The 25,534-nt window shown below is 56.2% G+C and carries 21 protein-coding genes and 1 riboswitch; of the genes, 4 read left to right on the top strand and 17 right to left on the bottom strand.

Features of this window, described 5'->3' with window-relative positions; all coding sequences use genetic code 11:
• Positions 1–285 precede the first annotated feature (285 nt).
• Positions 286–1,806, top strand: coding sequence for a ShlB/FhaC/HecB family hemolysin secretion/activation protein (locus AZE99_RS07825; protein ID WP_197460275.1), 1,521 nt, complete (start codon positions 286–288; stop codon positions 1,804–1,806).
• Positions 1,807–1,875: 69 nt separating this feature from the next.
• Here the strand turns inward: AZE99_RS07825 and AZE99_RS07820 are convergent, their stop codons facing one another.
• Entirely contained in the window at positions 1,876–2,223 is a 348-nt protein-coding gene (locus tag AZE99_RS07820; RefSeq protein ID WP_067199554.1) for a hypothetical protein, read from the bottom strand.
• A gap of 204 nt (positions 2,224–2,427) precedes the next feature.
• A riboswitch (cobalamin riboswitch) is annotated at positions 2,428–2,639 on the top strand.
• A gap of 79 nt (positions 2,640–2,718) precedes the next feature.
• Between AZE99_RS07820 and AZE99_RS07815 the strand changes: the two genes are divergently transcribed.
• Complete coding sequence (locus tag AZE99_RS07815; RefSeq protein ID WP_067199552.1) at positions 2,719–4,611, top strand: TonB-dependent receptor plug domain-containing protein; 1,893 nt, start codon at positions 2,719–2,721, stop codon at positions 4,609–4,611.
• 29 nt (positions 4,612–4,640) lie between these two features.
• A complete protein-coding gene (locus tag AZE99_RS07810) occupies positions 4,641–5,186 on the top strand; it encodes a hypothetical protein (protein WP_067199550.1) in 546 nt (181 codons plus the stop codon).
• Positions 5,187–5,191: 5 nt separating this feature from the next.
• Here AZE99_RS07810 and AZE99_RS07805 read toward each other — a convergent pair whose 3' ends face one another.
• From AZE99_RS07805 to AZE99_RS07785, 5 genes are all read right to left on the bottom strand, one after another.
• A complete protein-coding gene (locus AZE99_RS07805; RefSeq protein ID WP_067199547.1) occupies positions 5,192–5,920 on the bottom strand; it encodes a sulfotransferase in 729 nt (242 codons plus the stop codon).
• A 282-nt stretch (positions 5,921–6,202) separates the two neighbouring features.
• The gene (locus tag AZE99_RS07800; RefSeq protein WP_067199545.1) at positions 6,203–7,117 is read right to left on the bottom strand and encodes an aminotransferase class IV; all 915 of its coding nucleotides are present in this window, start codon (positions 7,115–7,117) and stop codon (positions 6,203–6,205) included.
• A 432-nt stretch (positions 7,118–7,549) separates the two neighbouring features.
• Positions 7,550–8,962, bottom strand: coding sequence for a dihydrolipoyl dehydrogenase (gene lpdA / locus AZE99_RS07795; RefSeq protein WP_067199543.1), 1,413 nt, complete (start codon positions 8,960–8,962; stop codon positions 7,550–7,552).
• Positions 8,963–8,983: 21 nt separating this feature from the next.
• Positions 8,984–9,367, bottom strand: coding sequence for an acyl-CoA thioesterase (locus tag AZE99_RS07790; protein ID WP_231862718.1), 384 nt, complete (start codon positions 9,365–9,367; stop codon positions 8,984–8,986).
• Entirely contained in the window at positions 9,364–10,662 is a 1,299-nt protein-coding gene (locus AZE99_RS07785) for a pyruvate dehydrogenase complex dihydrolipoamide acetyltransferase (RefSeq protein WP_067199538.1), read from the bottom strand. The genes AZE99_RS07790 and AZE99_RS07785 overlap by 4 nt, the downstream gene beginning before the upstream one ends.
• A 136-nt stretch (positions 10,663–10,798) precedes the next feature.
• On the opposite strand from AZE99_RS07785, the gene AZE99_RS07780 reads away from it, so the two are divergent.
• On the top strand, positions 10,799–11,254 hold the full coding sequence (locus AZE99_RS07780) for a universal stress protein (RefSeq protein WP_067199536.1): 456 nt from the start codon (positions 10,799–10,801) through the stop codon (positions 11,252–11,254).
• Here AZE99_RS07780 and AZE99_RS07775 read toward each other — a convergent pair.
• The 11 genes from AZE99_RS07775 to scpA all read right to left on the bottom strand — a co-directional run bounded on the left by AZE99_RS07775 (position 11,251) and on the right by scpA (position 25,478).
• Positions 11,251–11,781, bottom strand: a complete 531-nt coding sequence (locus AZE99_RS07775; protein ID WP_067199534.1) for a peroxiredoxin-like family protein — start codon at positions 11,779–11,781, stop codon at positions 11,251–11,253. The two genes, AZE99_RS07780 and AZE99_RS07775, sit on opposite strands and share 4 nt — an antisense overlap.
• A 73-nt stretch (positions 11,782–11,854) precedes the next feature.
• Positions 11,855–14,137, bottom strand: a complete 2,283-nt coding sequence (gene rnr, locus AZE99_RS07770; protein WP_067199532.1) for a ribonuclease R — start codon at positions 14,135–14,137, stop codon at positions 11,855–11,857.
• A 51-nt stretch (positions 14,138–14,188) separates the two neighbouring features.
• Entirely contained in the window at positions 14,189–14,794 is a 606-nt protein-coding gene (locus AZE99_RS07765) for a hypothetical protein (protein ID WP_067199530.1), read from the bottom strand.
• Positions 14,795–14,801: 7 nt separating this feature from the next.
• Positions 14,802–16,337 carry a proline--tRNA ligase gene (proS, locus tag AZE99_RS07760; RefSeq protein WP_067199528.1) on the bottom strand — a complete coding sequence of 512 codons (1,536 nt, stop codon included), beginning with the start codon at positions 16,335–16,337 and terminating at the stop codon, positions 14,802–14,804.
• 33 nt (positions 16,338–16,370) lie between these two features.
• Positions 16,371–16,988 (bottom strand): polyhydroxyalkanoate synthesis repressor PhaR, encoded by a 618-nt coding sequence (gene phaR, locus AZE99_RS07755; RefSeq protein ID WP_067199527.1) that lies wholly within the window; start codon positions 16,986–16,988, stop codon positions 16,371–16,373.
• Positions 16,989–17,167: 179 nt separating this feature from the next.
• The gene (alr, locus tag AZE99_RS07750; RefSeq protein ID WP_067199525.1) at positions 17,168–18,223 is read right to left on the bottom strand and encodes an alanine racemase; all 1,056 of its coding nucleotides are present in this window, start codon (positions 18,221–18,223) and stop codon (positions 17,168–17,170) included.
• Positions 18,224–18,242: 19 nt separating this feature from the next.
• Positions 18,243–19,880, bottom strand: coding sequence for an MFS transporter (locus AZE99_RS07745; protein ID WP_067199523.1), 1,638 nt, complete (start codon positions 19,878–19,880; stop codon positions 18,243–18,245).
• Between the two features lie 27 nt (positions 19,881–19,907).
• Positions 19,908–21,878 (bottom strand): acetyl-CoA carboxylase biotin carboxylase subunit, encoded by a 1,971-nt coding sequence (locus AZE99_RS07740; RefSeq protein WP_067199522.1) that lies wholly within the window; start codon positions 21,876–21,878, stop codon positions 19,908–19,910.
• A complete protein-coding gene (locus AZE99_RS07735; protein WP_197460274.1) occupies positions 21,878–22,255 on the bottom strand; it encodes a lysozyme inhibitor LprI family protein in 378 nt (125 codons plus the stop codon). Before AZE99_RS07735 ends, AZE99_RS07740 begins: the two co-directional genes overlap by 1 nt.
• A complete protein-coding gene (gene bioB, locus AZE99_RS07730; protein WP_082788284.1) occupies positions 22,252–23,346 on the bottom strand; it encodes a biotin synthase BioB in 1,095 nt (364 codons plus the stop codon). The genes AZE99_RS07735 and bioB overlap by 4 nt, the downstream gene beginning before the upstream one ends.
• Positions 23,343–25,478: a methylmalonyl-CoA mutase gene (scpA, locus tag AZE99_RS07725; protein ID WP_067199518.1), complete on the bottom strand. Its 2,136-nt coding sequence runs from the start codon at positions 25,476–25,478 to the stop codon at positions 23,343–23,345. The genes bioB and scpA overlap by 4 nt, the downstream gene beginning before the upstream one ends.
• Between the last annotated feature and the right edge of the window lie 56 nt (positions 25,479–25,534).

The raw sequence follows: 25,534 nt of genomic DNA, 5'->3' as shown, positions 1-25,534 counted from the left end.
GTCTTCTGAGATTCACAGTGGTTATATAATGAGACCATTAGCAAAGAATGTTCCGGAAATAGTTTAAGAACGCCATGAATATTCCGTTAAACACCTGACCCGCTAAGAAATTCCTAAGATTTGCGGTCTAAACAGGCTTGTTTTGTGCCCCGGGAGTTGTTTGTGCATCCAGAAATTAAAATTTTGATGTGGACCTTATTGAGTTGCTGCCCCTCATCCATTCTTGCTCAGCAAAACGGAAATCCGTTCGAAAGCGTTGGCGATCAGGGCGAATGGACAGTTGGCGTGCCAAGCGGAAACGATGTTGTGGCACCCGCTGTTGTTCCGCAGCAACTTGACCAACAAGCCCGTGAAAATCCTTCGATCACAATCGGAGCAGTAAGCATAAATTCCGGATCTCAAATCCCTGCCGAGCTTCTCGCCAGTAGCTATGAGAAATTCATCGGACAGGAAGCCAGCGAGGATTTGCTGCGGGATTTGGCGAGCGATGTATCGGCCGCCGCTAGAAACAGGGGCTATATTTTCGCCAGCGCACGGATTCCATCCCAATCAGTGAAAATCGGCATCGTCGAGGTGCTACTTGATCCCGGCGCTATTGATGAAGTTCGGATCATCGGGTCAGCAAACCGGCGCCTGAGAAAAATCCTGGACGAGTTGCAACGTCCGGCGGCGCTTTCAGATATCGTCGAGCGACAATTGCTTTTGGCTGGCGATTTGCCGGGAATTACGCTGCTCAATTCAAATTACCAGCGCGAAGATGGTAAAGGTGTGCTTGTCGTTACAGTGCGGGAAGACAAGGCAAAGGGGCATGTAGCTCTGGACAATTACGGTCCTGAAACGCTTGGTCCAATCCGAATGAGGCTGAATCTCGATCTTCCGGGATTGTTGACCGACAGTGATGTGCTCACCACCAATGTTATCGGGTCGGCCATTCAACCGAAAGAACTGACCTATATATATGCACGATATGCCATGACCCTGGGCAATGGCGGGACCGTGGTTGGAATCTCAGGCGCAGGCGGTCGCACGCGATCTGGTGGCAGGCTTAGCAATTTCGATTTCACCGGTCACAATCGGTACGCATCGGTTTTTGCCAGCCATGCTCTGAAACGCAGCAATGATCTCAATCTATGGCTCAATGCCGAACTTGCCTATTTGGAGGTTCAGCAATCGCAAAATGGACTCTTGTTCCAGAATGACCAGATTGCGACCGCCGCACTGAATTTCTCGGGAAATTATAATGTCGGTATTGGCCGAATTTATGGCGGCCTAGGGGTTACTCAAGGGCTGGGAATTTTTGGGGCAAGCCAAAGCGGCGATCCACTGAATTCGCGGAACGACGGGAGTGGCGAATTTACCAAGGCAAATTTCTGGATCAACTCCATTCTGAATATCGGAAACGGCTTTGGCATGCGATTGGCGGGCAATGCGCAAATCGCCTCACGGCCCCTGCTCTCTGCGAATGAGATTGCAATCGGTGGTCCCTATTTCGGTAAAGGCTATGACTTCAGCGAACGATTTGGCGACGAAGGTGTCCTTGGCCTGGCCGAACTGCGAAAGGAATTTAACGACGTCAGTGCATGGCTTGACTGGCTTCAATTCTATGCCTTTGTCGATGGTGGTTACGTTTCCAACATCGGAACCAACCTCGGCGACGGTTCGCTTGCATCGGCCGGGGGAGGAATTCGCTCTCAGATAGGCAGGCTGGATTTCAGCTTCGAAGCTGCTGCTCCGGTCGGCAACGATCGCTTTGAGAGCGGAGACCAATCTCCCAAGATCAATATCCAGGTAGGATTGCGCTTCTAGCGCCCATCCTACGCATAAGCCTAAATAAAGCCAGAAACCAAGAATCGCCGGCACATTGCAGTTAGTGAATCATTCCTCTTTGACAGGTCGCGTACTGGAACTCGCATATCCCGCGTAACCGTCAGTAAAGGAAAAGAGCACACCATCGGCTTCTTCCGTTGCAAAGCTTGTCGCCTCGCTATCCGAACTGCCAAATTCCATTTCGTCTTTTTTCAACGCAGAGATCATTGCGTTGCGCTCGTCAGAACAGGCAGTTGTAGCGGCTTTCTTGAAAGCGCTCGTTCCGGTTTTCTCGTCCAGTTGCGCCGTTGTGAAATCAACGAGGCAGTTGGAATAAGCGACGCGCGCGGTTTCCGCATCATCGAGTGCGGCGGCTGATACGGTGCTGAACAAGGCAATACTCAAAAATGCAATCATGACTATCATTCCTAAATTGAGAAACATCCTATAGCATGATTGGAATTCAGGAGCGAAGTAGATTCTGCACTCACCCCGACGGAATTTAACCGGCGAAATCGGTTAATCAAGAACTTGGCGGTTATTGATACACTGAATAATGAGAAGCTTTTCTACGGACGGCAAATTTACATTTGGGCTTGCAACTCGAATCATTTTCGACGAATGGGGCGCCAGATATTGGGTTTCTCTTAATCGAGAATTCAAAGGGAAATCGGTGAGAAAAAGGCTTCGGCCCTATTCAAATCCGGTACTGCCCCCGCAACTGTAAGCGGCTAGCCGATATGCCAAATGCCACTGGATCACCCGATCTGGGAAGGCGGCATGTTCGACAGCGATCCGCAAGTCAGGAGACCTGCCCTATATCGTCGTTCTTCAGCCGGACGGGGTGTGTCGGGTGAACGGGGTTTTCCCCTGCGTAGCGGCAATCTATGTCGTTAACAAAAGGGACTACCTATGTATAAATTCCGAACCTTAGCCACGCTTTTGGCGTCTTCCGCATATTGCTACGCCGTGCCTGCGCTGGCCGCCGACGATTCCGAGATCATCGTCACCGCCACCGGTATTGAACAGGATATCGAAGACACCGGCACCGCTATATCCGTTGTCGATGTAACAGATATTCTCGACCAGCAGATCATTTCGATTGCCGACATTCTGCAGGAGCTGCCGGGTGTCAATGTCACCCAGAGCGGCGGACTGGGGTCACAGACCTCGGTCCGTATCCGCGGCGCGGAAAGCGATCAGACACTGGTGCTGATCAATGGCATCAGGGTCAACGACCCGTCCTCGCCCGATGGTGCCTTTGATTTCGGCAATCTGCTGGCCGGCAATATCGAGCGCGTGGAAGTTTTGCGCGGTGCCAGTGGCGTTACCTGGGGCAGCCAGGCCGTCGGCGGCGTGGTCAATATCACCACCAAACGCCCGACCGAGGATCTCACTTTATTCGTTCAGGGCGAATATGGCGCGCATGATACGGTGCGACTGGTCAGCAATGCCTCTGGCAAGGTCGGGCCTGTCGGCCTGAGCATCGGCGGCGGCTATGTCCGCACCGACGGTATCAGCGTCTATTCCGGCGGAACTGAACTGGACGGCTATCGCCAATATTCTGCTTCCGGACAATTGCAGGTCGACCTGACCGATACGATCCGTTTTGAAGCCAGCGGCTATTATGCCGACAGCCGGGTCGACAATGACAGCGTCTTCCCGCCCTTTAGTTCGGACAACAGCCAGTTTTCGCTGGCGAAGGAAATCTACGGCAACGCCGCCATTCAGGCCCAGGCATTTGACGGGCGTTTCCAGAACCGGTTCGCCTTCAGCATTTCCGACATCAACCGGGATATCATAAGCCCATTTTTCAACTCGCTGCCCAGAGGACGGACGGAACGATTTGAATATCGGGGCGACTTTGCCGTAGTCGATCAATTGCGCTTCATATTCGGCGCTGAGACCGAAGACAGCCGCTATGAAAATAGCGGAGTGAGTGATTCAACCGGCATCGATTCCGTCTATTTCCAGGCGGTGTTCAAGCCTGTCGACGGGCTCACGCTGACCGGCGGAATCCGGCACGACGAACATGATGATTTTGGCGGCAATACCAGCCTGGCCGGCAATCTCGCCTATCGCATTAGTGAAGATGGACCGACAATCCGTGCCAGCTATGCCGAGGGCTTCAGGGCCCCTTCCCTGATCGATCTTGATGATCGCCCATTCGGTTATGGCACGCCAGACCTGGTGCCGGAAACCGCAAAATCCTACGAAATCGGAATCGATCATTCGCTGATCGACGAAGCGGTGCAAGTGGCCGTGACCCTGTTCCAGCGCGACACCGACAATCAGATCGCCTTTGCTGCCTGTCCGGTAGCGCCTGATCCCGCACCAGAAGTGTGCACCAATGGCAGTCGTCCGTTCGGCACGACTTTGAACATTGAACGCAACCGCACCAAAGGCGTCGAGGCGGTCTTGTCTATCACCCCGGTTGAGCGACTGCGATTTGACGCCAATTACACCTGGCTCGACACCGAGAACCGGTCGACTGGCGCCAATTTCGGCAATGAACTGGCGCGTCGTCCGGCGAGCAGCCTCTATCTCAACGCCAGCTACGAGACCGGTTTCGGTCTGAAACTGGGCGCGGATATGCAGATGGTGGGTGACAGTTTCGACGATCTCGCCAACAGCCGCCGTATCGACGGCTATATACTCGCCGGAGCACGCGCGAGCATCCCGCTGAGCGATGCGTTTGAAGTCTTTGGACGTATCGACAATCTGTTCGATGTAACCTATGAAACAGCCACAGATTTTGGCTCTCCGGGGCGTTCGGCGTACATTGGCGCGCGCGCGCGTTTCTGATATCCAATAGCAAAAGGGAATATGATCACATGCAAATCCGTCAATCTTCATCGTCCGTCCAGAATATCTGGGCCGGTGTACTGGCAACTTCGTCGGTTCTGGGCAGCCTTGCATTGGCCTGCATATTCCCTTTTGCCGCGATCGCGACCTTGCTGGCGGCGACCTTGCCGTTCCGCAAGGCAGCGGTCTGGATGGGCGCGGTTTGGTTTGCCAATCAGCTGGTTGGCTATCTTATCCTCGGCTATCCGCAAACCGCGAACAGTTTTGGTCACGGTCTCGCCATGGGCGCGACTGCCATCGCGACCCTGTTCGTAGCGAAGACCATATTGGACATTCGCGGCGATCGCTCGTTGCTGTCGCTCGGCCTGTCCTTTGTCGCGGGCTTCATTGCCTACGAAGCGCTGCTGCTTGCCGCAGCAACGGTCCTTGGCGGCGTCGAGAATTTTTCGCCGGCCATCGTCTGGATGATCGCGCAGAACGACATGCTGTGGTTCGCCGGCCTTGGTCTCCTCTACATGGTTCTCGACGGCACTATATTCGAACGGATCGGAAAGTCGGCTAGCCCACAAGGCTGATTGCCTTATAGCTGGATCCGCAAAGCCGACAGGCGGGAATAGGCATCGCGGCACTGGTCCGCGATCGCCTGCTCCCGTTCTCCCAGCCTGGGCGCGGTGCTTTCCGGTTGCCCGAAACCGGTTGTCTCGATGACGCGCCCATACCAGTGACTTGCCCAGATACCATCCGTTTCACGCTGACCCGATTGCCATGAGAGCATACCGGGGTCCCACGGGATATCCAGAACAGCACAAATCGCCCGCAAATACCCCTCGGGATCGCGCAATATGTCCGCGCTATCAAGCACCACCGGCGGCTTGCCGGTCAGTTGCGCCGCACGATCAACATATTCCAGCTGCCGCCCATAGCCGAGATCGTCAGCCGTAACCTCAACTCTTTTGGCTGCATAGCTGGCCACCACCCGCTCGGGGTCACGGATCAGGAAGGCGTGCCGATGATCGGGAAAGTCATCAATCGACACGTCCGAAACCATATGGTGCGGCATATGTTTCTGATACCAGACCGCCTTGTCGTTCGGTACAGGTCCGCGCATATCCTCCGCCACCGACTGCCAGTCGCAATCCATTGACGCAATGACTTCATCCGCCATCGGCTGCCGCTGGCCAGTGGTTTTCAGGAACGCCCCGTAAAAAGGTTCGTCGCTGACCGCGCAATCGCTGCGCCCGCCAAAGCTGCGCATCATCGCGGTAGAAATATTGCGCGGGCCGGACCACATGGCAATGCGGATAGTCATGATTGTATCACCTGTGTCTCCTGGATCGCCGCGAAGCGTTTATTCTCGAGTGCATTATGGACTCGCGCGAAGACGCGAAGGCGCGAAGCTGTTGCCGCTTTAAATACCTTCTTCGTGTCTTCGCGGCTTCGCGCGAGAAACCTATTGGGAATGACCTGCGGTCGGCTTGATATAGCGCGTAGACGATCCGGCAATATCGTCATCGCAAACCGTTCGAATCGAGCGAAGTCGAGATGCCGGAGAACCGACACAGTGTCGCCACTGCGCTCGACACGAACGGGATCAGGCAACGTCACGCTCGATCAGCTCTTTATACAGCCCCTGCAACCGCTCGACCATCGGTCCCCTGCCCTCGGTCAATATCCGGCCATCGACTTCGGTCGCAGGCACCACCCCGGCAAAAGTCCCGGTGACAAAGGCTTCGTCCGCGCCATAGACGTCGGTCAGCGAGAAATTCTTCTCGAACACCGGGATATCATTCTCCCGGCAGATCCGGATTACATTGGCCCGGGTGATCCCGCCGAGGCAATAGTTCCCGGTCGAGGTCCAGACCTCACCCTTGCGGACGATGAAGAAATGGGTGCTGTTGCAGGTTGCGACAAAGCCATGCGGGTCGAGCATCAGTGCCTCGTCCGCTCCGGCCTGCGTTGCCTGGATGCAGGCGGTGATACAGTTGAGCTTGCTGTGCGAGTTGAGCTTCTGGTCCTGCACCGCCGGATCGCCGCGCCGGACATGGACGGTGAACAGGCGGATACCGTTTTCGACCGTGCTCGGCAGCGCTTCCTTATATTCGGGAATGATCACGATGGTCGCAGAGGAAATCACCACGCGCGGGTCCTGATAGGGCGTCGAGCGGATGCCGCGCGTCACCATCAGCCGAATATGGACACCCTCCTGATCGGCCATACCATTTTCACTGATCGTTTCATAAAGCCGCTCGATCAATATTTCCCGCGTGATACCTATGTCCATGGCAATCGCCTTTGAACCTTCAAACAGGCGATCCAGATGAGCGTCAAGAAATGCGATCCTGCCCTTGTGCACGCGCAGCCCTTCCCAGACGCCGTCGCCGAGCATGAAGCCGCTGTCAAAAACGGATACCACAGCCTCGGCTCGCGGCGTCATAACGCCGTTGACGTTGATCAGAATAGTCTCGTTGCGCGGATCAGCGGTAAAGTCGTGCGTGCCCTTGGCCATGGATATCAACCTTCTGATTTAGTGAAAAACGCTTTGAACTTTACAAAGTTTACAGTGTTAAAAGTAAAAAACCGGATTGCCGCGGAAAACGCTATTTTTGCGGGTGTAACTGGTCTTGCAACAGAGTGGTTCATGGCGCTCAGGATAGCGCAAATGGGGGCATGTAGGAAAGGGATTTGTACCCCGCGAACGGGCGGTATCCAGACGAGAGTTCAGGATAATTCTGTGCCCTACTCTTCGGCAGGGGACATGCAGTTGATCGCTGAGTACCCTCTCCCGTGCGGGAGAGGGTTGCGCAGGCTTGGCAACTTGTTGCCTAGCCGGAGCTGGGTGAGGGTGTACTTCGCTTCAGAGTGCAGAACGCCCTCATCCAACTGCGGCTAATCCTGTCGGATAAGCCTTCCTATCCTTCTCCCTCACGGGAGAAGGAAATCACATATGCAAGACACGCCCATAAGCATCGAGCACGCTCTCGTGCATCATTTCGCTCAGCGTCGGATGCGGGAAGACGGTGTTCATAAGTTCCGCCTCGGTGGTTTCCAGAGTCTTGCCGATTGTATAGCCCTGGATCAGTTCGGTCACTTCCGCGCCGATCATATGGGCGCCGAGCAATTCGCCCGTCTTGGCGTCAAATACCGTCTTGATGAAACCCTCGGTCTCGCCAAGCGCAATCGCCTTGCCGTTGCCGATGAAGGGGAATTTGCCGACCTTGACGTCATGGCCTGCTTCTTTCGCCTTGGCTTCGGTCAGGCCGACGCTGGCGATCTGCGGGTGGCAATAGGTGCAGCCGGGAATATTGTTGACGTCCATGACATGCGGATGACCGTCCTTGCCCATCGACTGGGCGATGGTTTCTGCCGCAATGACGCCTTCATGGCTCGCCTTGTGCGCCAGCCACGGGCCAGCGGTACAGTCACCGATCGCGTAAATGCCGTCGATATTGGTCCGGCAATAGTCGTCGGTCTTGATATGAAAACGCTTGTCGGGTTCAACGCCAAGCTGATCGAGGCCAATGGTCTCGATATTGGGAATGATGCCAACGGCGACGATGACATGGCTGAAATCGTGCACCTCCTTCTTGCCCTCGCTGTCCTCGATCTCCGCCTTGACGCCCTTGTCGCCGGTCTCGATGCTCTTGACACCGGCGCCGATCATGATCGTCATGCCCTGTTTTTTCAAAGACTTTTCGAGGAACTTGGAGATTTCCTCATCCTCTACCGGGACGATCCGATCGAGCATTTCGACGACAGTTACATCGACGCCGATGTCATTGTAGAAGCTGGCAAATTCGATGCCGATTGCCCCGGAACCGATGACCAGCAATTTGGTCGGCGTTTCGCTTGGCGTCATCGCGTGGCGATAGGTCCAGATGCGCTTGCCGTCCGCCTTGGCAAAAGGCAGATCGCGGGCGCGGGCGCCAGTGGCGATGATGATATTCTTCGCAGTCAGCTGTTCCTCGCCCTTGTCCGTGGTGACGGTCAGTTTGCCCGGCGCAGTGATCTTGCCATCGCCCATCACGACATCAATCTTGTTCTTCTTCATCAGGCCGGTGACACCTTGATTGAGCTGTTTTGCCACCCCGCGCGAGCGTTTGACAATCGCATCAAGGTCAGCGCTGATCTTCTCCGCGACCAGACCATAGTCGCTGGCATGTTTCATATTGTGAAACACTTCCGCCGAGCGCAGCATTGCCTTGGTCGGGATGCAGCCCCAGTTGAGGCAGATGCCACCCAGATTTTCGCGTTCGACAATGGCGGTCTTCAGCCCCAGTTGCGAGGCGCGGATCGCGGCTACATAGCCGCCGGGGCCGGAGCCGAGAACGATAAGGTCATAAGTGTCTGCCATGTTATTCCTTTTCGATAATCTCTAGTCGAGTGCCGGTACCTGCACCGGCTTCCCATTGCCATCCACCGCCACAAATATATAGATGCCGGAGGCCGCTTTCATCATCTCATCCTCATGGCGATCCCGGCGGAAGGCTTCGACCTGGACGGTCATCGAACTGCGGCCGATTTTGGTGAATTCGGCATAAACCGACAATTCATCGCCAATCCCGACCGGATGTCCAAAGCGCAAGTCATTGGCCCCCACGACCACCGACTGGTGCTTGCTGTGTTTAGCCGCCAGGGCGCCGCCGGCCTGCGCCATTTGCCCCATCAGCCAGCCGCCAAAAGCCACGCCATAGGGATTGCCTTCGGTGGGCATGACGATGGTGCGGATGGCAGGCACTTTGTTGGCAAGATCAGTCAAGCGAGCATCCCCAGCGGGTTCTCGCACAATTCCTTGAACGCTTTCATCAGTTGCGCACCATCCGCGCCGTCAATCGCTCGGTGATCGAAGCTGCCGGTGGCGCTCATGATCGTCGCAATCTGCAGACTGTCGTCAATGACATGCGGTCGCTTCTGGCCCGCGCCGATTGCCATGATCATCGCTTGCGGCGGGTTGATCACGGCGTCAAAATTCTTGATTCCGAACATGCCCATGTTGGAGATGCTGGCGGTGCCACCCTGATATTCGTGCATCTTCAGCTTGCCGGCCTTGGCACGGTCGGCGAGATCCTTCATCTCGGTTGAAATGGCGCTGAGCGATTTGCTGTCGGCACTCTTGATGATCGGGGTGATCAGGCCACCTTCGATGCTGACCGCAACCGAAATATCGGCGCGTTCGAATTTCTTGAGTTGATCTCCCTCGATCGAGACATTGCATTTCGGCACCTGCATCAGGCTGACCGCCAGCGCCTTGATCAGCAGATCATTGACCGACAGCTTGATGCCGCGTGGTTCCAGCGACTTGTTGAGTTCGCCACGCAGTTTGAGCAGCTTGTCGAGCTGGATATCCACGGTGAGATAGATATGCGGGATGGTCTGCTTGGCCTCGGTCAGGCGCCGGGCGATGGTCTTGCGCATGCCGGAGAGTTTTTCCGACGTGTGCGGAATATCGAATTCGTTCGCTGGCGCAGCTTTCGCAGCAGGTGCAGCGCTTGGTGCCGGGGCGGCCGCTTTGGTCTTGACCGGGGCCGAGCCGCCTTCCGCTGCGTCAATATCCGCCTTGATGATCCTGCCGCCGGGACCGGATCCGGACACAGCGGACAGGTCGACAGCTTTCTGCTCGGCCAGACGGCGTGCCAGCGGGCTTATTTTTAAACGGTCGTTGCCGGAATCCTCTGCGGCCTTTGCGGCAGGTGCGGGGCTGGCCTTTGGCGCAGGCGCAGGGGCCGGAGCGGGCTCTTCTTTCTCGGGTGCGGGCTTCGCGGCATTTTCCGCTTTCGCTACAGGAGCAGCCTTTGCATCGCCAACATCTTCGCCTTCTTCGGCAATTATCGCGATCACTGCACCGACCTTAACATTTTCGGTCCCCTCGGAGACAAGGATCTTGGCGATCACGCCTTCGTCAATCGCTTCGAATTCCATCGTCGCTTTATCGGTCTCGATTTCTGCCAGCAGATCACCGGACGAAACGCTGTCGCCTTCCTTCACCAGCCATTTGGCAAGCGTTCCTTCTTCCATAGTCGGGGAGAGCGCAGGCATTTGGAGGTTGATGGGCATGGCCGATGATCTTTCCTGAATAAGTCCTGTTTTCGCTTAAAGCTGTCCAACATTGCGCCATTGGCGTCAAGGGCGGTCGCTTGCCTTGTGGGCATTTTTATCGCAACAGGTATTTCTGACAGGGCGAGGAGGGTTCATGCGTACATATCTTGTGGTGATCGACGAGACCGATGAGGCCAGCTTGGCGCTGCGCTTTGCATCACGCCGAGCGATGAAAACGGATAGTGCGCTGCACATTCTGGCACTGGTCGAAAGCGAGGGCTTTGTTGCCTGGGGCGGGGTTCAGGCCACGCTCGAGGAAGAAGCAAAGAGCCGGGCCGAGGCGCTGGTGTCCGGTGCCGCCGGGACTTTATTCGAGGAAACCGGTATCCGGCCTTCCATCACGGTAAAACAGGGCAAGGGACCAAAAGTCGTACGGGCGATGATGGATGATGTGGACGGCCTGGCGGCGTTGGTGCTCGGGGCGGCAGCCAATGGCGCGCCCGGCCCGCTGGTCAGCCATTTTGCCGCTACCGAAGCGGGCTCGCTTCCCTGCCCGGTGATGGTTGTTCCCGGGTCACTGAGCAAGGAAGAGATTGATCGGCTGAGTTAGCGCGATTTCGCCAGTTCTCCGCGCGCAGGATAGGCATTTTCCAGCGCATAATCGATGCCCTGCAGCAGTTGATCGAACGGGGGCCGAGTGAACGGCATGCTCTGGATGCTGGCAAAATACAGCGTCTGATCCGGCTTGATAAGCAGCATCCCGGGTTCGGAAAAAGTCTTCGGTTCCTTGCTTCCCGGACGTCCGGATGAAATATAGAGATCGAGATTGCGAGCCAGCTCTTCGCTCAGTCCGTAGCCAAGCAAAAGCTCGTCGATTTCCCATTCATCCGCCGATTTCTGCGCCCGCTCCTTGTCATCCATGCTGATCGCGACAACAGTAACGCCGCGCTTGGCAAAATCATCCACTTTGCGCTGCAATTCGCGAACCTGCATCTTGCAGATCGGGCAATGGGCCCCGCGGTAGAATAATAGCAGGGTGAAATTATCGCCGAGGCGTTGGCTCAGCTGAAACTTGCCGCCATCGATCAGCGGCACGGTGAATTCGGGTACGGTTTTGGCTGGCAGAAGTTTGGGCATCGGGGGGATTCCTTTTTGATGAACAATATATACCCTGATTCAATCCGAATGGTTGCTGTGCCACCACCAACTATTATTTTCGCCGGACCTTGCCCTTGTTGCCACGGATATTGGCGGGACGGCCGGGCTTGCCCTTGCGATGGGGCTTGCCCTTGCCAGCCCGGAACGGAGCCTGACGACCCGGCATATGATTGGCGCCTTCGGCCAGTTCGAACAGCAGGCTGCCGGTGGCGGCATTGGCCTCGACCAGACGCAATTCGATCTTCTGGCCGACATTATAGCTGGTGCCGCTGTCCATGCCGGTGAGCTGCTGTTTCGACTCGTCATAGTCGAATCGTTCGGCGCCCAGCGTGCGAACCGGAACCAGCCCGTCGCCGCCCAGTTCCTCGACCGTGGCAAAAAAGCCAAAATTCTGCACACCGGTGATCCGGCATTTGACGACCTCGCCGACCCGGTCGGCGAGATGGGCGGAGATATAGCGGTCGATGGTTTCCCATTCCGCCTTCATCGCACGGCGTTCCAGCTTGGAGATTTTTTCCGAGATCAGTTCAAGGCGGCCCGCTTCTTCATTGCTCAGCCCCGAATGTTCCGGAATGGCGCTGTTTTTCGGCGCCGGCTGTTCGAGCTTGCAGGCGCTAACCAAGGCACGGTGCACAACGAGATCGGCATAGCGCCGGATCGGGCTGGTGAAATGGGCGTAGCTGCCGAGCGACAGGCCGAAATGGCCCATATTGGTGTGGCCATAATAAGCCTGGGTCTGGCTGCGCAAAATCTGTTCCATGACCAGCGGCAGCAGCAAGTCGTCATCGACCTGCTCGATCAGGCGGTTAAATACTGACGGCTTGATCACCTGCCCCATGGCAAAGCTCATGTCGAAACTCTTGAGATAGTCCTTCAGCGCGATCAGCTTTTCACGGGACGGTGTTTCGTGCACCCGATAAATGACCGGAGATTTTTTCGATTCCAGCATCTTCGCCGCCGCGACATTGGCGACGATCATATAATCCTCGACCACACGGTGCGCGTCGAGCCGTTCGCGGATCGCAATCTCTACAATCTTTCCCTGATCATCGAGCACCACCCGCTTTTCGGGCAGGTCGAGATTGAGCGGCTCGCGCTCGTCACGCGCCTTGGCGAGCAGCTTCCAGCATGACCATAAAGGCTCCAGAGCCTTGCTCTTCAGCGGGTGGTCGAGCTTGCCGTCCATTGCCGCCTGCGCGTCCTCATAGGCAATATTGCCGGCCAGTTTGACAATCGCGCGGGTGAAGCGGGAACCGGTCACCTGCCCCTTCGCATTGATCGTGACATGACATACCAAGGCCACCCGCTCAACGCCCTGCTTCAACGAGCAGACATCGGTGGACAAGGCTTCCGGAAGCATCGGCACAACCCGGTCGGGGAAATAGACGCTATTGCCGCGCTTATAGGCTTCCCGGTCGAGTTTGCTGCCTGAACGGACATAATAAGAGACATCGGCGATAGCGATCAGCGCCTTGAAGCCGCCCTTGTTATCCGGATTGTCATCCGGCTCGGCCCAGATCGCATCATCATGGTCGCGGGCATCGGCCGGATCGATCGCGACAATCGGCAGATGGCGCAGGTCTTCCCGCTGCTCTTTGGATATCTCGAGCTTGGTCGCCTGTTCGGCTTCCTCGGTCACGGCATCGGGGAAATGCAGCGGAATTTCAAATTTGTGGATCGCGATCAGGCTGAATGACTTGGCCGCAAACGGATCACCCAATATTTCCTTCACCCGCGCCTTGATTTCGGAGCCGCGCTTGAGCGGTTCGGCCAGCACCAGATTGCCCGGCTGCGCATCGCCCAGTTCGAAGATCGGCGTGCTGCGCCGGATCTTGCGATCAACCGGCTTCAGCCAATAGCGATCCCGTTCGTCCTTTTCGACAATACCCAGAAGCATCTCGTTGCTCTGGGCGAGTTTCTTCATCAGGAAGGCAATATGGCCCTGCCCGCGCTCTTCGGTCCGGGCGAGAATCCGGTCGCCGATGGCCAATGCGGCACGGCGGCCTTTTTCCTTGATCCTGATCTTCGGCGCAGGCCCACCTTCGTCTTCCCATTTTTCAGGAATGCCAACCGCTTCATTGCCGTCAATCTCGACAATCTTGAGCACGGTTACCTTCGGCAGGCCGCCCACCTTATGCAAAGCCCGCCCCAGATCTCCGGCCAGCAGCCCTTCCTTGGTCATGTCCTTGAGCAAAGCCTTGAGCGCGATCTTGTCCGGCCCCCGCAATCCAAAGGCTTTTGATATCTCCCGCCGTCCTGCAGGCCGCTCCGATCGCTCGATAAAATCCAGTATCTGCTGGCGAGTAGGAACCTGTTTCGGTTTGTGTTTTTTCATTTCGAAATCTGGATTTTGGCATGCGATGCACTTTGAAATTTGTTGGTCATTCTACCTAAGCCGTCCTTTCGACAGTTCTTTACCCGCGCACAGTATAAAAAGCTGCTTCTGTTGATTCCGAATACTTTCTAATTGATCTAATGCCCAATCGGTAAAGCCAGGAAATAGGTTTTGATCGCTGGCTTCGGGGTGAGCATAATCAATCAAACTTGAACGCAGGTGTTCTATCTCCGAGGTGGAATCGATATACTCTTCTAGCGGACGTAAAAGCTTGGGAGAAATTTCAGCTATTGTTAGCAGAGTTTTGTCCGAAGCCGCTTTGTGAGTACGCCTTAGCATCCCACCGCGATCACGCTCTCCATTGTTTTTCCAAGTTTGCCAAGTCTCTTTTCCGCTTGGCTCGCTAACAACTCGAAACTCGCCTCGCGGTTTACTTTTTAGTTGTTTTGAAGCTTGAGTTAGAGCGTCCTCCAGCGAGGCCAATGACGTAAAGTTAAGTTCGATTTCGCGAGACAATATTTTCTTGAGAGCACTCAGTTTTCTCTGATCAGATTTCCATTTCTTAACTGCTTCGATAATTTCTCGTAGCACAAAAAGGATAACTGCGATGACAGCAGTTCCTGTTAGGAAATTCTCGAAGTTGGTGAAGGAGTTCATAGGGACATTAATAAGCTTTACCTATGATTATGCGCTCGACCGCCGGTTTGCCGGTAAAGATGCATTTGCCATCGGCGACTGCCGCGTCAACCGGCACGTTGCGGAAGGTCAGCTTCAGTTTTTTGAGCCGCTCTTCGATTGCTTCCAGCTCTTCACCGGTCGCCTTGCACCATTGCACTTCCAGCCATCCCGGATGTTTCTTTTTCGCCGCATAGAAACGTTCAACGTCGGACCAATATTCAACGCCCCGCTTGATGTTGCCGCTGAGACGCTCTTTGGCTTCTTCATGCAATGCTGTCTGGATATCGGAAAGCAGGGCCGGGATTTCGGGGATGAAATCCGCCTTGGCGAGAAATTTCGTGTCGAGCTTGCCGCTGTCCTGATAAAGCGCGTCGCGCCGGATCATCGCTACCTTGTCCTCGGCCATGTCCCGCGGACCGATTTCAAGAATGATCGGCGCGCCCTTCTTGACCCAGGACCAGCGTTTGGTCTGGGTCTTGGCGCCACTGATATCCAGCTTCACCCGGACCGGCTCGTCAAAGGCTCTCAGCTGGGCAATATCCTTGGCCAGCGCCTTGCAATAATCGAGCACTTCTTCGTCTTCCGGCTTGTCGCGCAGCATCGGCACGATCACGACCTGATAAGGCGCGATCAGTGGCGGCACGCGCATGCCGTCATCATCACCATGGGTCATGATGACGCCGCCGATCATCCGGGTCGAAGTGCCCCAGCTGGTGGTATAGGCAAATTGGAACACGCCCTCCTTGTCCTGGAAGCGGATATTCTGCGCCTTGCTGAACGTCTGGCCGAGGAAGTGACTGGTGCCGGCCTGCAAAGCCTTGCCGTCCTGCATCATCGCTTCGATCGAGTAAGTCGCATCGGCGCCGGGGAAACGTTCATTCTCCGGCTTTTCTCCGGCAATGACCGGCATGGCCAGCACGTTTTCGGAAAATTCGCGGTACATTTCCAGCGCGCTGAGCGTTTCTTCCATCGCCTCGGCCTTAGTGGCGTGGGCCGTATGGCCTTCCTGCCAGAGAAATTCGGTGGTCCGCAGGAACATCCGGGTGCGCATTTCCCAGCGCACCACGTTGGCCCACTGGTTGATCATCACCGGAAGGTCACGCCAGCTTTGCACCCAGCGGGCAAAGGCGGTGCCGATAACCGTTTCGGAGGTAGGGCGAACGACCAGTGGTTCTTCCAGCTTGGCATCCGGATCAACAACCAGACCGCCATCTTCGCCCTTGATCAGCCGGTGATGCGTGACCACCGCCATTTCCTTGGCAAATCCGTCGACATGCTCGGCTTCTTTCGAGAAATAGCTCAGCGGAATGAACAGCGGAAAATAGCAATTTTCATGGCCGGACGCCTTGATCCGCTGGTCCATCAGATATTGCACCCGTTCCCAGATGCCATAGCCCCAGGGCCGCATGATCATGCTTCCCCGTACGCCGGATTCTTCGGCCATGTCGGCTTCGCTAATTACTTCTTGGTACCAGGCCGCAAAATCCTGTTCGCGGCTGATTGAAAGGGCATTTTTCTTCACTTGTTTTTCCTGCGGATTATTAGGTTCCGGTAGTCAGCTGTCGAGCTTGTCGATCTTGGACTGGATATCCGCCAGCTGTTGTTTCAGCGCCAGGATCTCAGCGTCTTTCTCCGACGCAGTCTCTTGCGATGAATCGCCCGCTTTCGCATGATCATTCTGACCAAGACTCAATGCCTTTTCGAAGACACCGGCCAGCGGACTTGCCTTCAGGGCATTTTCGACGGCTTCCTGAAACTGCTTCTGGTTCTTGACCGCCATCTGGCCAAGCGGGTTTTTGTTGAGTGCGCCCTCGACGGCTTCCTGAAACTGTTTCTGGTTCTTGCGGAAATTGTCCATCGACGCCTCCAGATAGGATGGCATCAACGTCTGCATGCTGTTGCCATACATCGAGATCAGCTGGCGCAGGAACTTGACCGGCAGCATCTGCTTGCCGCTGCTTTCCTCGTCAACGATGATCTGGGTCAGAACATTGTGGGTGATATCCTCACCGGTCTTGGCATCGACGACGATGAAGTCCTGATCATTGCGGGTCATTTCTGCGAGAAAGTCGAGCGTGATGTAGCTCGATGTCTGGGTATTATAGAGTCGGCGATTGGCATATTTTTTTATCGTGATCGGATCGCCTGGATTGATATTCTTGGACTTGGCCATGTCAGCTCCCGATGGGTTGGAATTGTTGAAGTTCTCAAACTCTTCTAACCATCAATTATTAAATGTTGCACAAGCACTAAACCTATTTGTGCATTGCCGCAACTTCTGTTGTTATGCTGGATTTTTGCGCAGCATTTTTATTTTGTGCAGCTGCGTTGACGGCAATGGTTTCAGTGACCCTATGTCCACTCTCGAGCGAGACGGTTACCCAGACCGGTGATCAATTCATATTGCGACATGCCCGATTGCCCCGAAGCTATCCCAAGATCATATTCGCAATCAACCCAGTCGCCCTCTTTCAGATTCGGTTCGTCTGACAGATCGATCGCGATCAGGTCCATTGAAACCCGGCCCAATACTGGCAGCACAATGCCCTCATGCATGAACATACCGCTATTCGAGAAACCCCGCAAATATCCATCGGCATAGCCCATCGCCAATATAGCAACCTTGTGGGAATCATCCGCGATATATTGCGCGTTGTAACCAAGCTTTTCACCCGCACGAAGCGATCGAACCTGAATGATTTCCGCTTGCGGGAACGCCACTTGTCTGATGACATCTTCCAAAGCCGGACGTTGAATCCCGCCATAGAGTGACAGGCCCGGGCGTGTTACATCGAAATGATATTCACTGCCCAATGCTATGCCCGCGCTATTGGCCAGACTCCTCCGCTTGGCCGGCACGGTTTCGAGCCCGGCTTTAAACTGTTGCAGCTGCTCTGCGTTCTGAGGAACATCTTCATCGGCGGAGGCAAGATGGCTCATCACCATATCAATCGTCATGCCGTCGAATAGTGCGGCATCGAGATCGTCCACATCGATACCGAGCCGGTTCATCCCGCTGTTGATCATGATATCGCAGCTCTTCCCGGAGCTTTTCCAGCGCTGCAATTGCTGCAAACTGTTGAGCACCGGCTTTGCCGGAGATTGGCGCGCAAAGGGCATATCTGCCGCTCGCACACCATTGAGCACGGACACTCCGGCTCTGCCCGCGGTCAGGTCTTCAATTTCCTGCGCTTCCCGCCAGTTGGCGACGAAAAAATCCGTGCACCCCGCTGCCATCAACCGGTGCACGACATCGCGCACGCCAAGACCATAAGCATTGGCCTTGACGGCCGCTCCCGCACTGGCTTTCCCCGACAGCCGGTCAAGCGCGCGCCAGTTTGCTACCAGCGCATCGGAATCCAGCTTAACTGTCGCGGTCGGCGGTATGTTCGGCTTCACGTCACTCATGAACCGAGCGATAGGACCTTTATCGGTCTTCGTCGAGAGCCGCTTCGGGATCATTGGGGATGCCCCACCAGGCAACGATGACACCGAATGCGACGACGACCCATGTGTACCAGAGACCGGCATATATATCGCCCGATCGCGCCACAATATATCCGGCGATCAGCGGCAGGAAGCCGCCGAGATATCCGGCCCCGATATGATAGGGTATCGACATCGAACTGTAGCGGATCTTGGCCGGGAACATTTCCGACAGCAGGGCGGCAACCGACCCGTAAGTCAGGGCGCTCAGGGCACCGAGAACCAGCAGGATCGCGACTATGCCCAAAATGCTGATCATGTCCGGCTGCTGTTTGGCAAAATCATAACCATGAGCGGCAAGCGCATCACGAATGCCGCTGCTGCGGGCAGCGCCATCTTCCAGCCATGCGGAATCAATGGCGATAGCATTGCTGCCGGCGCTCAGTTTCAGTTCACTGGCGTCAGTCAACGAATAGGAAACGCCCGCGGATGTCAGCGTCTCCAGTATCTTGCCGCAATCGCTCTGCTCGCGGCTGAACAGTTCGGCGAATGGATCCGTGCTGCAGGCACTGCCCTCGACCCGCACCGGATTCGCTTCCGCTGCTGCTGTCAGCCCAGGGTTGGCAAAATGGCCCAGCCCCCAAAATGCCGGGAACAGCAACAACAGGGATAGCAGAGCGCCGACGACAATCGGTTTCTTGCGTCCCACCCGGTCGGACCATTTGCCGACGACAAGATAGAATGACATGGCGATCAGGCCGGAGACGAACAATATGATGTCGACGGTGCGCGCCTCCATGTTCATCGGTCCGCGCAGGAAGGACATGCCGGAGAAAAAGGCCGTGTACCAGATGGTTGTCAGCACGCCCGTGATCCCGAAAAGGGCAACGAAAATACGCTTCTTGTTGCCGGGATAGGTAAAGCTTTCGACGAAGGGATTGCCTGCGGTTTCTCCCGCCTCTTTCATCGCCTGGAAGACCGGGCTTTCATTGAGCTTCAGGCGCATCCAGAGTGATATGGCGAGCAGGATGATCGACAGCAGAAAAGGCACTCGCCAGCCCCAGTCGTTAAACGCCTGTTCTGGGATCAGGAAGCGACAGGCCAATATGACGCCGATTGACAAGACAAACCCTCCGGCAACGCTCGCCTGGATGTAGCTCGTATAATATCCGCGCTTTTCGGTGGGAGCATGTTCGGCCACGTAAATTGCTGCGCCACCATATTCACCGCCAAGCGCAAGGCCCTGCAATATTCGCAGGAAGATCACGATCAAGGGAGCTGCCAGGCCGATTGTCTCGGCGCTGGGAATGAATCCGACGCCCGCGGTGGCAACGCCCATCAGCGTGACCGTGACAAGAAACGTATATTTGCGCCCCAGCTTGTCGCCCAGAAAACCGAACAGAATGGCACCGACAGGACGGAAGCCGAAGCCGATGGCAAAGGTCGCCCAGACCATCAGAATTTCAAGCGTCGGATTGCCGCTGGGGAAAAAGGTGGGCCCGATAATATAGAATAATGTGCCATAGATGAAGAAGTCATACCATTCGAAAATGGTGCCGGCGGAGGACGCCGCGATAACCAGGCGGATTTCCTTTTGCGTCGGCTCGCGCTGCCCCGCCATTGCTACTTCACTGGCCATATCTTACCCTCCCCAAGGCGAAAATTCTTATTCCAGTTCGAGTATCACGGCGTCGACGGCAAGACTATCACCCTGCGCGGCTTCGACCGATTTCACCACGCCATTTTTCTCGGCCCGGAGAATATTCTCCATTTTCATGGCCTCGACCACGGCCAGCGGCTGCCCTTCGACGACAGTATCGCCTTCGCCAACATGCAGCGCGACCAGCAGGCCGGGCATCGGGCAAAGCAGATATTTCGACAAATCGGGCGGAATTTTCTCGATCATGTGGACGGCATGCTGCGCAACATGAGCCGGCAGGACACGAGCCTTGTGGGTCGCACCATGGCTGTTGAGCGCAAAGCCGTTGGCAGTCTTCGCGATTTTCACAGATAGCGGTTTGCCTGCCACCTCGGCAAGGATCAGGCTGTCGCCCGGCGTATATTCCATCGACAGATCGACATCCTGACCGTCGACCACGATTTCTTCTTCGGAAATAGAAACTTCCATCACCTTGTCGCCAATCTTGACCTGCCATTCCGATGGCGGATCAAGCCGCTTGCCGAGTTGATTGTCGACGCGGCGCGCGCGGTCGGCATGGGCTGTCGCGGCAAAGGCGCCGATGGCGGCGAGATTGCGGAGCAGATCGTCGGATGCCGGAGCGCCCTGAAAGCCGTCCGGATATTCCTCAGCGATGAAATTGGTGGTGATATTGCCTTCGCGGAAACGCTCGTGCTGCATCAGCGCCGAGAGGAAGTCGATATTGTGACCGGGGCCCTGCAGCTCGAACCGGTTCAGCGCGTCGATCTGGCGGTCAATCGCTTCGATGCGGGTCTCGCCATAAGTGATCAGCTTGGCGATCATCGGATCGTAGAAGATCGACACTTCGCCGCCTTCGGCCACGCCATCGTCGACGCGAATACCTTCTTCAGCTTCCGGTGGCCGATATTTGACCAGACGACCGGTGGAAGGCAGAAAGCCGCGATAGGGATCTTCGGCATAGACGCGGTTTTCAACCGCCCAGCCGGTCAGCTTGACCTCGTCCTGCGTCAGCTGCAGTTTCTCGCCATAAGCAACGCGGATCATCTGTTCGACGAGATCGAGGCCGGTGATATATTCGGTGACCGGATGTTCCACCTGCAGCCGGGTGTTCATTTCGAGGAAATAAAAGCTCTTGTCCGCCCCGACGATCAGTTCGACCGTACCAGCGCTGTAATAGCCCACAGCCTGCGACAGCGCGACGGCTTGCTCGCCCATTTTCTTCCGCATCTCAGGGTCGACAAATGGTGAAGGCGCTTCTTCGACAACCTTCTGGTGCCGCCGCTGGATCGAACATTCGCGTTCGCCCAGATAAATCACATTGCCATGCTTGTCACCGAGCACCTGGATTTCAATATGGCGCGGCTGTTCGATGAATTTCTCGATAAACACGCGGTCATCACCAAAGCTGGCCAGCCCTTCGCGCTTGGTCGCCTCAAAGCCTTCGCGGACGTCTTTCTCGTTCCACGCAAGCCGCATCCCCTTGCCGCCACCGCCAGCGCTGGCCTTCATCATCACCGGATAGCCGATTTCGCCAGCGATTTTCACCGCATGTTCGGTATCGTCAATCTCGCCAATATGGCCGGGAACAACGCTGACCCCTGCCTTTTCGGCCAGTTTCTTTGACTCGATCTTGTCGCCCATCGCGGCAATGGCGTTGATCGGCGGGCCGATAAAGGCAATGTCATTGTCATCGAGCTGTTGCGCAAAGCTGGTCCGCTCGGACAGGAAGCCATAGCCGGGATGCACAGCTTCCGCGCCGGTTTCCTTGCAGGCCGCGATAATCTTGTCCGCGATCAGATAGGATTCGCCGGCAGGAGACGGGCCGATATGCACAGCCTCGTCCGCCATTTTGACATGGGGGCTGCGCGCATCAGCGTCGGAATAGACGGCGACCGTCTTGATCCCCATTTTCTGGGCAGTACGGATAACCCGGCAGGCGATTTCGCCACGGTTGGCGATTAGAATTTTTTTGAACATTAATTTGGCTCAATCATTTTTTGAAGTTGATCGGTTCTTTGCGCAGTCAGCTCCGCCATGCAAAGATTGTGGATTAACGGGCGAATGGAGCCACCCCGATAGACATCTGAGACCGCTTCACAGTGGTTGTCACGATAGGCAAGCCATGCCCGCTGGGCGTCCAGCAGTTTTTGGAAATAGCCTCCTTCGGCCTCATTTCTTGCTGCCGCCTCATCGTCCCGCTTTTTGTGCGCAGCAACTTTGCGCCACTGTTCGTTCAAAGCTTTATCGGCCGCCTCAAACTCCTGATGAGAGCAGAAGTTCATATCACGCTGCGTGATGGGTTCGTTGCAATCGACTTGTGGCTGAAGGAGAAACAATAGTGGAAGGACAATCACTCCGCCGCCTCCAGCTTGCATTCCCGCTGCTCGGCTTCCATCGGCACCAGCCCGAGCTTCGCAAATAATGTCTCGTCCGCATCATCGCCGGCATTGCCGGTGGTCAGCAATTTGTCGCCGGTGAAGATGCTGTTGGCGCCAGCAAGGAAACACAGAGCCTGCGTGCTTTCGCTCATGCTCTCGCGCCCAGCGGACAGGCGCACCATCGAAGCGGGCATGGTGATCCGTGCCACCGCGATTGTGCGGACAAATTCGATATCGTCGATCTTCGCCAGCGGCGTATCGGCGAGCATATCGCCGAGCACGGTGCCCTTGACCGGGACCAGCGCATTGACCGGAACGCTTTCCGGATGCCGCGGCAAAGTCGCCAGAGCATGGACAAAGCCGACCCGGTCTTCGCGGGTTTCGCCCATGCCGACGATGCCGCCGGAACAGACGTTGATGCCTCTGTTCCTAACATTCTCGAGGGTTTCGAGCCGGTCGCCGAAGGTGCGCGTAGTGATCACCTTCTCATAATGTTCGGGCGAGGTATCGATATTGTGATTATAATAATCGAGGCCTGCTTCGGACAGCATTTCGGACTGTTCCTTGGTCAGCATGCCCAAGGTCATGCAGGTTTCCATGCCCATCTGCCGGACGCCCTTGATCATCTCTATGATCGCCGGCATGTCGCGATCCTTGGGATTGCGCCATGCTGCACCCATGCAGAAGCGCGAGGAACCGCGATCCTTCGCCTGCGCCGCGGTTTGCAGCACGGTGCGAACGTCGAGCAGCTTCTCTGCCTTGAGCCCCGATTTTGCGCCCGCAGACTGGTTGCAATAGCCGCAATCCTCGGGGCAACCGCCGGTCTTGATCGAAAGCAGGGTCGAAAGCTGGACCTCGCCGGGCTTGTGGTTGGCGCGATGGACGGTTGCCGCCTGAAAAACCAGTTCGTCGAACGGCAGGTCGAACAGCGCGGCGATCTCCTCGCGGGTCCAGTCATTGCGGACTATATGCTCGCCGTTCGTGTCGAGCGAATGCGAGACATTTTGGTCTGGACGCTTGTCGGCTTCGCTCGAAGCGAACGGTTTTACTGTTCCATTTTCACTCATTCCGCAGCTTCCTCTTCGGGGGGCATATTATGGCCCAGCAATCTCAATATATCCGCGGCACATTCCACAATATTGCTGCCCGGTCCATAGATTCCGACCACACCGCTCTTGCGCAGGAATTCGTAATCCTTGGCCGGGATAACACCGCCGGCAAATATCTTGATATCGCCGCGGCCTGCTTCTTTCAGCAGGTTGATCAGTTCGGGGATCAGCGTCTTGTGGCCCGCGGCAAGGCTGGACGCGCCGACCGCATCGACATTTTCGGAAAGAGCCAGATCGCGCGTCTCTCCGGGCGTCTGAAATAGCGGCCCGGAAATCACGTCAAAGCCCATGTCGGTAAAGGCACTGGACACCACATTGGCACCGCGATCATGGCCATCCTGCCCCATTTTCGCGACAAGGATTTTCGGCTTGCGGCCAAGCCGCTGCGACACGGCATCGACGCCTTCGATGACCATCGCATAGCGGGCATTGCCCTCATAAGCCTTGCCGTAAATGCCCTTGACCGGTGTCGGGCGGGTTTCGTAGCGGCCGAATACCGTTTCCATTGCATCGGAAATTTCTCCGAGTGAAGCCCGTTGCCGCGCGGCGTCAACTGCGAGCGCCAGCACATTGCCGCCACCCTTCGCGCCTTCGGTCAGCGCCTTGAGCGCAGCCTGACAGGCCGCTTCGTCGCGATCGGCGCGCATCTTCTCGAGCCGGGCAATCTGCCCCTGACGAACCTTGGCATTGTCGATGTCCAGCGTTTCCATCGAGTCTTCTTCGGGAAGCCGATATTTGTTCACCCCGACGATCACCGCATCGCCTTTGTCCACGGCGGCCTGACGACCGGCAGCAGCTTCCTCGATCATCGCCTTGGGCCAGCCATCGGCAACCGCCTTGGCCATGCCGCCCTCGGCATCGACGCGTTCGATAATCTCCCAGGCTTTCTCGACCAGCTCGTCGGTCAGCGCCTCGACATAATAGCTGCCGCCGAGCGGATCGACGACCTTGGTAATCCCCGCCTCTTCCTGCAACACAATCTGGGTGTTGCGGGCGATCCGAGCGGAGAAATCGGTCGGCAGCGCAATCGCTTCATCGAGCGCATTGGTATGCAGCGACTGGGTCCCGCCCAGCGTTGCCGCCATTGCCTCGATCGTCGTCCGGATCACATTGTTATACGGATCCTGCTCGGTCAGCGACACGCCCGACGTCTGGCAGTGGGTGCGCAGCATCTTGGATCGCTCGGATTGCGCGCCGAGATCGGTCATCACCCGGTGCCACAAGGTCCGCGCCGCGCGCAGCTTGGACACTTCCATGAAGAAATTCATGCCGATCCCGAAGAAGAAGCTCAGACGCCCGGCGAAGGCATCAATATCCAGACCGGTCGCCATTGCCTGCTTGGCATATTCGCGGCCATCGGCGATGGTGAAGGCCAGTTCCTGCACCGCCGTCGCGCCGGCTTCATGCATATGATAGCCGCTGATCGAGATGCTGTTGAACTTCGGCATATGTTCGGACGTGTAACCGATAATGTCGGAAATGATCCGCATCGAGGGCGCCGGCGGATAGATATAGGTATTCCGCACCATGAACTCTTTCAGAATATCATTCTGGATCGTGCCGGAAAGCTTCTCCTGCGAAACGCCCTGCTCTTCCGCCGCAATGATATAGAAAGCCAGACACGGGATCACCGCGCCGTTCATCGTCATCGACACCGACATTTCGTCGAGTGGAATCTGGTCGAACAGGATTTTCATATCCTCGACACTGTCAATCGCCACGCCCGCCTTGCCGACATCGCCAACGACGCGCGGATGGTCGCTGTCATAACCGCGATGCGTGGCGAGATCGAAGGCGACTGAAAGACCCTTTTGCCCCGCCGCCAGATTGCGACGATAAAAGGCGTTTGATTCCTCAGCGGTCGAGAAACCGGCATATTGACGGATTGTCCAGGGCCGTCCGGCGTACATCGACGCCTTTACGCCGCGGGTGAACGGACCGAAGCCCGGCAAGCCCGGATCGCCGGCATCTTCCGCCGTGTAGAGCGGCTTGACGGCAATGCCCTCGGGTGTTTCCCAGGTCAGGTCACGGCCTTTGACTTCCTTGTCAGCCAGTTCCTGCCAGTCTTTGATAGTCGGTTTATCGGTCATATCTGCCCTGCAAATGAATATTCGAATATATCAGCCGTTCGTGAAGAGCCTGTCGA

Source organism: Sphingorhabdus sp. M41, from assembly GCF_001586275.1.
Taxonomy (GTDB): Bacteria; Pseudomonadota; Alphaproteobacteria; order Sphingomonadales; family Sphingomonadaceae; genus Parasphingorhabdus.
This window is presented reverse-complemented; position numbering and strand designations above follow the sequence as displayed.

Coding starts and splice junctions, on each gene's coding strand:
- AZE99_RS07820 (WP_067199554.1), bottom strand. CDS start 2,223: ATGATTGCATTTTTGAGTATTGCCTTGTTCAGCACCGTATCAGCCGCC.
- AZE99_RS07815 (WP_067199552.1), top strand. CDS start 2,719: ATGTATAAATTCCGAACCTTAGCCACGCTTTTGGCGTCTTCCGCATAT.
- AZE99_RS07810 (WP_067199550.1), top strand. CDS start 4,641: ATGCAAATCCGTCAATCTTCATCGTCCGTCCAGAATATCTGGGCCGGT.
- AZE99_RS07805 (WP_067199547.1), bottom strand. CDS start 5,920: ATGACTATCCGCATTGCCATGTGGTCCGGCCCGCGCAATATTTCTACC.
- AZE99_RS07800 (WP_067199545.1), bottom strand. CDS start 7,117: ATGGCCAAGGGCACGCACGACTTTACCGCTGATCCGCGCAACGAGACT.
- lpdA (WP_067199543.1), bottom strand. CDS start 8,962: ATGGCAGACACTTATGACCTTATCGTTCTCGGCTCCGGCCCCGGCGGC.
- AZE99_RS07785 (WP_067199538.1), bottom strand. CDS start 10,662: ATGCCCATCAACCTCCAAATGCCTGCGCTCTCCCCGACTATGGAAGAA.
- AZE99_RS07780 (WP_067199536.1), top strand. CDS start 10,799: ATGCGTACATATCTTGTGGTGATCGACGAGACCGATGAGGCCAGCTTG.
- AZE99_RS07775 (WP_067199534.1), bottom strand. CDS start 11,781: ATGCCCAAACTTCTGCCAGCCAAAACCGTACCCGAATTCACCGTGCCG.
- rnr (WP_067199532.1), bottom strand. CDS start 14,137: ATGAAAAAACACAAACCGAAACAGGTTCCTACTCGCCAGCAGATACTG.
- AZE99_RS07765 (WP_067199530.1), bottom strand. CDS start 14,794: ATGAACTCCTTCACCAACTTCGAGAATTTCCTAACAGGAACTGCTGTC.
- phaR (WP_067199527.1), bottom strand. CDS start 16,988: ATGGCCAAGTCCAAGAATATCAATCCAGGCGATCCGATCACGATAAAA.
- alr (WP_067199525.1), bottom strand. CDS start 18,223: ATGAGTGACGTGAAGCCGAACATACCGCCGACCGCGACAGTTAAGCTG.
- AZE99_RS07745 (WP_067199523.1), bottom strand. CDS start 19,880: ATGGCCAGTGAAGTAGCAATGGCGGGGCAGCGCGAGCCGACGCAAAAG.
- AZE99_RS07740 (WP_067199522.1), bottom strand. CDS start 21,878: ATGTTCAAAAAAATTCTAATCGCCAACCGTGGCGAAATCGCCTGCCGG.
- bioB (WP_082788284.1), bottom strand. CDS start 23,346: ATGAGTGAAAATGGAACAGTAAAACCGTTCGCTTCGAGCGAAGCCGAC.
- scpA (WP_067199518.1), bottom strand. CDS start 25,478: ATGACCGATAAACCGACTATCAAAGACTGGCAGGAACTGGCTGACAAG.